Origin of the sequence: Spiroplasma sp. hy2 (assembly GCF_044714365.1) — a bacterium.
Taxonomy (GTDB): domain Bacteria; phylum Bacillota_I; class Bacilli_A; order Mycoplasmatales; family Mycoplasmataceae; genus Spiroplasma; species Spiroplasma phoeniceum.
Window position 1 is genome coordinate 1 of sequence record NZ_RXFZ02000164.1, and the last position, 2199, is coordinate 2199.

3 protein-coding genes are annotated in these 2199 nt (G+C 23.8%); all 3 read left to right on the forward strand.

Going from position 1 to position 2199, the window contains the following annotated elements:
• The first annotated feature begins 750 nt into the window (after positions 1-750).
• From EHV01_RS04890 to EHV01_RS04900, 3 genes are read left to right on the forward strand one after another with little or no spacing between them, the layout of a single operon-like run.
• Complete coding sequence (locus tag EHV01_RS04890) at positions 751-1008, forward strand: hypothetical protein (RefSeq protein WP_422066472.1); 258 nt, start codon at positions 751-753, stop codon at positions 1006-1008.
• Positions 995-1771 carry a ParA family protein gene (locus EHV01_RS04895; RefSeq protein WP_422066473.1) on the forward strand — a complete coding sequence of 259 codons (777 nt, stop codon included), beginning with the start codon at positions 995-997 and terminating at the stop codon, positions 1769-1771. The genes EHV01_RS04890 and EHV01_RS04895 overlap by 14 nt, the downstream gene beginning before the upstream one ends.
• 2 nt (positions 1772-1773) lie before the next feature.
• Positions 1774-1926 (forward strand): hypothetical protein, encoded by a 153-nt coding sequence (locus EHV01_RS04900; RefSeq protein WP_422066474.1) that lies wholly within the window; start codon positions 1774-1776, stop codon positions 1924-1926.
• The last annotated feature ends 273 nt before the right edge of the window (positions 1927-2199 follow it).

Sequence of the window (2199 nt, forward strand, 5' to 3'; positions counted from 1 at the left end):
TTTAATATAAATTTTGACGAGTTGTATTTTCATTTTTTATTTTACTTTGCTAATAACCCAAATTTATATTTAGGCAAATTGATTATAGCATCAAAAATATTTAAAAGAGTAAACATTTTTTTAATTTTTGTATCAAATTTTGATTATTTTTATAATTTAAATTGATACAAAATGATGAATAATTCAAATTATAATTTTGGGCGAGCGGTTGATTTTCTGAAATTTTGTGATAAAATGACTTACAAGTTAAAAAATATTTTGAAATTCTTTCAAACAAATTTGGGAACCTTTATAAAATTCTTCGCTTAACGCTTAGAATTTTTCCCAAGGATTTTTAAAAGCGCGGCAAAAGTTTTTTTAAACTTTAAGGCATTTTTCAAAAAACCTATGGAAATCACCGCGAGCCCAGATTGGTAAATAATAATAATTTAAACCGAATAATTTGATTTAATCCCCTATTTTAAAACCCTTATAAAATAAGGGTTTTTTGTTGCTTGTTTTGTTATCGCCGTTTGTAACGCATTGAGTGTTATTTTCGTGGGTAAATTGTGATAATAAAATTTTGTAATTAATATTTTTGGTATTATAATTAATAATAATTATACTTACTATTTAAAGTATAAATAATTATAAATAATTATTTATATAAAAAAACTTTATTTTAATTAATATTTTTGGTATTATAATTAATAATAATTATACTTACTATTTAAAGTATAAATAATTATTTTAGAAAGGAAAAAAATAATTATGCCAAATATTGATAAAGAAAAAACAAATATAACTAAAAATTTAATAAATAAAACATCAAGTTTTAGTGATGTTAAAGAATTTAAAAAATTAGATAATTCTACTTTTATGCCGCGTATGAAATGTAATGCTCGGGTTGTTATGGCATTTAGAAATGAAGCAAAAATCAAGAAATGACAATTAACAACTCTTATGAATGAAATTTTAGCAGAAAGATATAGTATAGATTTGGAGAATAGTAAAAATGAAGATGATTAGTTTTGCAGTAAAAAAAGGGGGGGTAGGCAAAACGACATTATGCAAAAATGTCGCCTACAAGTTGGCGCTTGATGGAGCAAAGGTCTTGTTGCTTGACCTTGACCCACAAGCAACTTTGACACTAAATTTAGTTAATAATGTTTATAATAAAAATAAAACAATCAAGTCTGTTTTAACAGAACCAGAATTAATCAAAATAGAGCAACTTATTCAACCAACAAAATATAAAAATATTGATATTATTGTTGGCGGGGAACAACTAAATAAAGTATCTGCTATTATAAATTTAAACTATTCAAATGAAAAAGAACAACATTTAATAGCAGATACTTTGTATATGGAAAATCATAAAACTTTTGATAGTTATGATTATGTGTTAATTGACTATCCACCATCTATTAATGAGTTGTCACTTAGTTTTTTGATGTTATCTGATTTAATAATTGCACCGTTGACTGATGATGGTGGTTGTTATAAAGGGGTGTTAGATTTAAAAAATACTTTAAATCATATTGCTAAAATTATTAATAAACAACCACCAAATATTAAGATTTTATTAAATAATGTAAAAAATAATGATGTTACAGAAACCATTTTGGAATGATTAAAAAATGATAATCTTACTCAATATTTATTAAAATGTGATATTAAACATTCTGATACATTTTCAAAAAATACAGTTAAATTAGACACAATATGGACTAACACTACATATTGGCGACAAAAACGAGCCTATGAAGAACTCATCAAGGAAATCAAATAACGATGAAAAAAGTAGAGAATAAAGACACTATTAATCATAATTTAATGATTGTTGATGTTGATTTACAAAAATGTTTGAATTGTAGTTTTGTTATTCAAAAGGTCGATGATGAATGATTTACTATTAACACAGGCGATAAAAAATGCCATAAATAAAGAATTATTTTATAATTTGATTACCAAGGTATTTTTATCTTTGGTATGTTATGTTACTCTAAATGTATCAAGTATCAAATATAAAATCTTCTCTTTTAAAATAAAAAAACTAGATATAAAGATATATCTAGTGTATAATGCTTATGTAATTAAATATTGTTAATAAAAATTTGGTGATACTAAATTGTTGCTTAGACAATTTAGTATCGTGGAAACACTAGTTAACACCTAGCGTTTCCACAGACAATTTTAACATATTTTACTGNNNNTKTT